Here is a 5,582-nt window from a genome sequence, read left to right on the forward strand (position 1 = left end):
TACCTTGAATTGTCAAGTCAAATGCAACTCTACTGAATGATAAACCTCGTATGGAGTTTTCCAATTTAAGCATTTGCGCGGCCTAAGATTTATTTCTTTCATTTTTGCTTCAACATAGCTATCTGATTGATTAATATCCACAGTTTTCGGGAAATATTCTCTAAGCAATCCATTGGTGTTTTCGTTTGTTCCTCTTTGCCAAGGATGATGTGGAAATGGAAAATAAAATTCTACTAAATTCAACTCCTGACTAATTTCTGCATGTTTAGAAAACTCTTTCCCTCTATCTGGAGTTATTGTTTCTAGAGGTTGATTTTTTAAAAGCTTAATCATCGCTTGTTTGACTAAAAATGCATTCTTTTTTGCAATTTTTTTACATAGCAGATACCTACTTTTTCGATCAGTTAATGTTACTAAGCAAGCCTTACCAGTCTGCCCCATAACTGTATCAGCCTCCCAATCACCTAATCGTTCTCGATTATTTGCAGGAGCTGGTCTATCTGTAATTAAATTACTAATTTGAATTTTTCCACGTCTTTCTTCATAATTTTTTGTATGACGACTTTTACCACGATGTCGTAGTTTGCGAACAACTCCTCTATTTCCATGTGATAATTCTTTTTCATCAAAACGACCATTATATATTTCCCTGTAAATTGTATTGTAACTAATAGTGAAGCTTGAATTTTCAAATTTCAATCGAGAGGAGATCTGTTCCGGAGACCATTGATGTCTCAAAAATAAATTCTTTACACATTCATATAGACTTGGATTATCTAGCTTTTTTCTTGGTTTACAATTAAAGCGTCTATGTTTATATCTGTCATGGGCTTCTCAAGGTTTGTACTCGCCATTTTTACTATTTCTTTTGATTTCTCTTGATATAGACGATTTATTTTTCCCAAGTAAAATTGAAATTTCTATTTGATTTTTTCCTATATCAATAAAATGTTTTAGAATTTCGCGCTCTTTTAGTGTAAAATGAGTATAATGATTTATGGATCCTCCTGATTTTTAGATGTCTTTGCAAACACTATTTTATCAGAAAGCCATGAATCTTTTTTAGTTGCACTTAGATTATAAATTCAAGATACAATAAAAGACGATAGATTTTTTCTATCGTCTCAGGTACTATTTCTATTTGATTTTTCAGTTAGATATACTGGGAGTTGAAAATATCTCCGATTTGCACAAAACTTAAAATATTCTTCTCTAATGAATAAATTAAAGTTGTTCGTTAGAACAAAATGCATTTCGATTTGTCCATATCAATCCTAGCAAATCGGCTTCTACAACTTCATCGAAAACATTCTCATCAATAAATTTCACACAAGCACATTGAGTATAATCTCTTCCGCACTTGTTACATCTATCTTGATTAATTTTATAAAATGGAGCACTTCCAATTTTGTGTTCTAGCAATTCATCTCTCTCCTCTTTAGTCATATTAAACTGTGCATACATACGCCCATCTTCTATCCATATTTTTCTAATTTTATTTGGGTGAACAATAAGTCGTTTGAAGCACACTACATCACCATGAATCAAACTAAATTTATCGGGATAATTCTCTCCTACTTTAAATTTATTATTTTCTTGATATATAGTCTCAATCCACTCTTCAAACGCCACATCAGATAATTTAGGAATAGCATCAAACAGTTTAACAAAATCATTTACATGACCCGCAAAAGATATATGCCCCGATTCATCTTCTAAATTAACCATAAGACCAAACGATATCAACCTATCATCTTGTCTTTTTACCCACGCCTGACACAACTCTTTTATTGCAGTAATTACAATGTCCGCAACGCATAATCTCTTACAGCACAATGTCGGAAAATTGAATATCATATCTTCAAATGAAATCAAGTAAGTAATTGGCATTCTCAAATTAAGCCCTTTACGTTTTAAATATTTCAAAAGAGTAACTGTATCTGCATCAAGTATCTTAACTTTTCTTTCACCTCGAACAATAAAAGTATCTTTGTTATATATTCCAATATCTATATCTTCAGCTATCTCAAACTTATTAGTATATCTAAAATAGACGCGAACGCCTTCTCCTTCAGTTAATTCAATGTGTGCAAAATTATTCGTTTGTTTAACTACAGAATTATGTTCATTGCTTTCTTTTTTTATTTGATCATATTTTTCATCAACACCACCAAAATACTCGCCTATCAATGCATTCTCCCTATAAAACGCGCTGATAAGTTCTTTCCACATAGCTACAGAAAAATCGTTATCTATTCTCCACAGTTTTATATATTCCGAGTTCTTTCCATATTTACTTATATCTGTTTTAAAATCAATTCTCTCAAGAATTTGCTCATCATTATAAATTCTAATTGCACCATCAAGATGAGTTGGTAATCCTGTACTCGGATTCATCATGCTATGAACATATCTACATCCCCATAACATAGGTTGTCCATCCTCAAAAGAAATATTTTCCCTATCACATAATTCTTCACATTCAAAAGTTCGTTTTCCATCTTGAATATGCCAATAAAACTGGGTGCTCAATAGATTTGAAAAAACATTATCATAATGTTCATTTTCATGACAAGTAACGCCTTCAGGAATACAGTCCAAATCATCATTAAAGTGTGGTCCTCGAATATACTGATACTCTAATTCTGGATGCTCTGTACCAACAAGTCCAACCATATCCATATCCAATGCAAGTTGTATTTCAACAGTTGAAACATCACGCATTTTTTCAAAGGAATTAAAAAATTCCTCATTCGTAGTATTCAGTATAGATAAACTTCTACGGAAAAACTGATGCGCAAAGAGTAAATACCCATCTTTATGATAAACACCTGGCACAAGAAATCCCTTTTTATCATTTTCATCTTTCGTGTAAACAGGTTCCAAATCCCGCACATCTGCAAGCCCATCTTTTATTGTTTCTGACCATTCAGGAAAAAGACGATATACAATATCCTTGTCCTTAATGGCCACCGCTTGACCAACTGGTGCAACACGAAATTTATCAGAAAGCACATCGCCCAACATTCTAACTAGAGTATCAAGTTCTTCCTTGTGCTCTTCACAAAATATCTTGTCGTCATAAGCTTTTATCATTTTAATCATTTTTTCATGCTCTTCTTTGCTTCCCATGATTGCTGACTCATTCGTTACATACGCTTTTCCTGGTTCCATATATACCCCAGTTAGCATGGTATACCCTATCGGCTTTGTTCTGTCATGTCCCAAATTCATCGGAATAACAGTATTCCACGAGTCATGGTATGCCTTAATAATCGTACTTAATGGCATTATATGATTTTTTCTATTTACTCCATCTGTCATTGCAACACCTTGGTAATTTTCCATTAATCTACCCTCTATTCTGGCAGTGTAATATATTTTGTGTAAACTGTTCTCAAACAATTGAAAAGAGAACCAATCTTCTTTATGATTAAGTTACCAATCAAAATCGCAGAAAGAAGGTTGATTCTCTATATTTAATGGTAACATAATCTCAGTTGATACTCCAGATAATCATTCAATTTTTATGGATTTATTTCGTAATGAACTCGAAACGATGTTAAATACGCTATTATTCGCTGAATTAACTGAATTTTTATCCTATGACAAATACGATGTCAGTGGCTATAATACAGGTAATTCTCGTAATGGATATTATGAGCGTTCTTTACATACTATTTTCGGTAATATTACTATCAAAATACCTCGTGATCGATTGGGTCAATTTCAAAATAAATTACTTACACCGTACAATCGAAACTTTGGTAATCTTGAAAAATGATTATTCAGTTGTATCAAAAAGGTATCACTACACGTGAAATAGCTGATATTATTGAAAAAATGTATAGTTGCTATTATTTGCCACAAACTATTTCTAATATGACTCAAGTCGTTGCAGAAGAAGTGGATGCGCTTCACAATCGACCATCACCTTCACAGTTTGCTGTAGTCTATCTAGATGCTACTTTCATAACTGTTAAACGTGGAACAGCTCAAAAAAAGACTCTTCATGTTTTAATTAGTATTACACCATCAGGCGAGAAACATGTCATTGATTATGGCATATATCCTAATGAAAGCACATTAGCGTACAAAGAGCTATTAGATCATGCAAAACAAAGAGGTCTAGAGGACATTCTTCTTTTTGTCGGTGATGGATTTCAAGGATTACAACAAGCTTGTCAGGAAATATATCCAAGAGCACGTTTCCAACGTTGTTGGGTACATATAACTCGTATGGTACGTATGCTAACTAGAAAACAAGATATAGCTCCAGTATTGGCACAATTAAAGTTGGTTTATACTGCCAATACAATACTATTAGCGGAAGCAGCTTTGTATAACTTTTTTAGAAACGTGGTCGTCTAAATACCCTAAGATTACGAATACATTATCCGATATTACTGATGTATTCACTTTTTTAGACTTTCCTGAATCCATTAGACCGTCAATCTATTCTAATAATCTAATTGAAGGATGGAATAAGCCATAAAGAGCAGTTTCCCTCAATTGAGTCATTAGATAGTTTTGTATGCACATTTGCAAGTAAGTATAATGCTAAATTCTTTGGTAAAATACATCGTGGATTTGGTGCAGCATTTAGCCAGTTACAAAATATGTTTGGTAATTGAGAATAAAAAGACGTTTACACAAAATTATTGACACTACCGAATATTAATGATATTAATATAAATTATATAATTTATTATACCATAAAATAAAACAATAAATTATAAATTTTCATATAAAGACACAATGATTTATTTATAACAAAATGTGAATGATACTCTAAGAATGTACAATTTTGATTGTATCACCGATACTATAGTTGAGGTAATAACAACATGCAATACATATACGGTATTAACAGTTCATTTACTATAACATCATTATTAGGCTTACCAATCAACGTTAAGAGATATTCTGAAGACTTGTAATTCGAAACATAATATAGTTTACTAGGTCGTAAATTGGGCTATGATAGACGTACCATAAATTTCATTATGAAAATGGAACGCCTGATCAACATCGTCATAAACCACCTATAATCGATAAATTTTATGATGTAATATAGACTTTCTTATCTGATAATACCCCCAACAATTTCATTACAAGCGTGTTCTATGGCAACACTTAGTAGACAACAATTTGCTCACAGCTTCTTACCAAAGCAGAACACTTTTCAAGTGACTTTGACTTTAGATTTAGACCTTCTATTGCTCTCCGTCCTCAAACGAATGGTAATGTAGAAAACCAAACGTAGAATCTAGATTCGATTCATAGCTACCAAGGAAAACTCACACTACAAGAAGTGGAAGAGCAGATTCAAAAAATTATTTTACGTAGTAATCTAGCGAGTTCTTAAGCTACAAGAGAAATACTATCCATACTACTTGCAGCCCCTTTAAAATATAATAAACACCAAGAAAATTAGATTTATAAAATGTAGTAACCCCAAAAAGTTAGACTTTTTATTCCGAGTAACTTAAACTAGTTGCTCGGAATTTTTTATGCTGCAGTAGTAGCTAAACGATAGTCAATTGGACTTAGCCAGTTCAATTTTTCCTTAATTCGTTTAG

4 protein-coding genes and 1 pseudogene are annotated in these 5,582 nt (G+C 32.4%); 3 read left to right on the forward strand and 2 right to left on the reverse strand.

Annotation, left to right across the window (positions count from 1 at the left end):
- Nucleotides 1-12 precede the first annotated feature (12 nt).
- Together HMPREF1504_RS00155 and HMPREF1504_RS00160 are read right to left on the reverse strand one after the other, a co-directional pair.
- Nucleotides 13-999: pseudogene (locus tag HMPREF1504_RS00155) on the reverse strand (IS30 family transposase).
- 225 nt (nt 1,000-1,224) lie between these two features.
- Entirely contained in the window at nt 1,225-3,348 is a 2,124-nt protein-coding gene (locus tag HMPREF1504_RS00160; RefSeq protein WP_038122501.1) for a hypothetical protein, read from the reverse strand.
- 145 nt (nt 3,349-3,493) lie between these two features.
- Between HMPREF1504_RS00160 and HMPREF1504_RS10285 the strand changes: the two genes are divergently transcribed.
- From HMPREF1504_RS10285 to HMPREF1504_RS10650, 3 genes are read left to right on the forward strand one after another with little or no spacing between them, the layout of a single operon-like run.
- Complete coding sequence (locus tag HMPREF1504_RS10285) at nt 3,494-3,784, forward strand: transposase (RefSeq protein WP_255326100.1); 291 nt, start codon at nt 3,494-3,496, stop codon at nt 3,782-3,784.
- Complete coding sequence (locus HMPREF1504_RS10290; RefSeq protein WP_051411656.1) at nt 3,781-4,371, forward strand: IS256 family transposase; 591 nt, start codon at nt 3,781-3,783, stop codon at nt 4,369-4,371. The genes HMPREF1504_RS10285 and HMPREF1504_RS10290 overlap by 4 nt, the downstream gene beginning before the upstream one ends.
- A 31-nt stretch (nt 4,372-4,402) precedes the next feature.
- On the forward strand, nt 4,403-4,495 hold the full coding sequence (locus tag HMPREF1504_RS10650) for a transposase (protein WP_369759914.1): 93 nt from the start codon (nt 4,403-4,405) through the stop codon (nt 4,493-4,495).
- The last annotated feature ends 1,087 nt before the right edge of the window (nt 4,496-5,582 follow it).

Source organism: Veillonella sp. ICM51a, assembly GCF_000524355.1.
Lineage (GTDB): Bacteria > Bacillota > Negativicutes > Veillonellales > Veillonellaceae > Veillonella > Veillonella atypica.

Coding starts and splice junctions, on each gene's coding strand:
- HMPREF1504_RS00160 (WP_038122501.1), bottom strand. CDS start 3,348: ATGGAAAATTACCAAGGTGTTGCAATGACAGATGGAGTAAATAGAAAA.
- HMPREF1504_RS10290 (WP_051411656.1), top strand. CDS start 3,781: ATGATTATTCAGTTGTATCAAAAAGGTATCACTACACGTGAAATAGCT.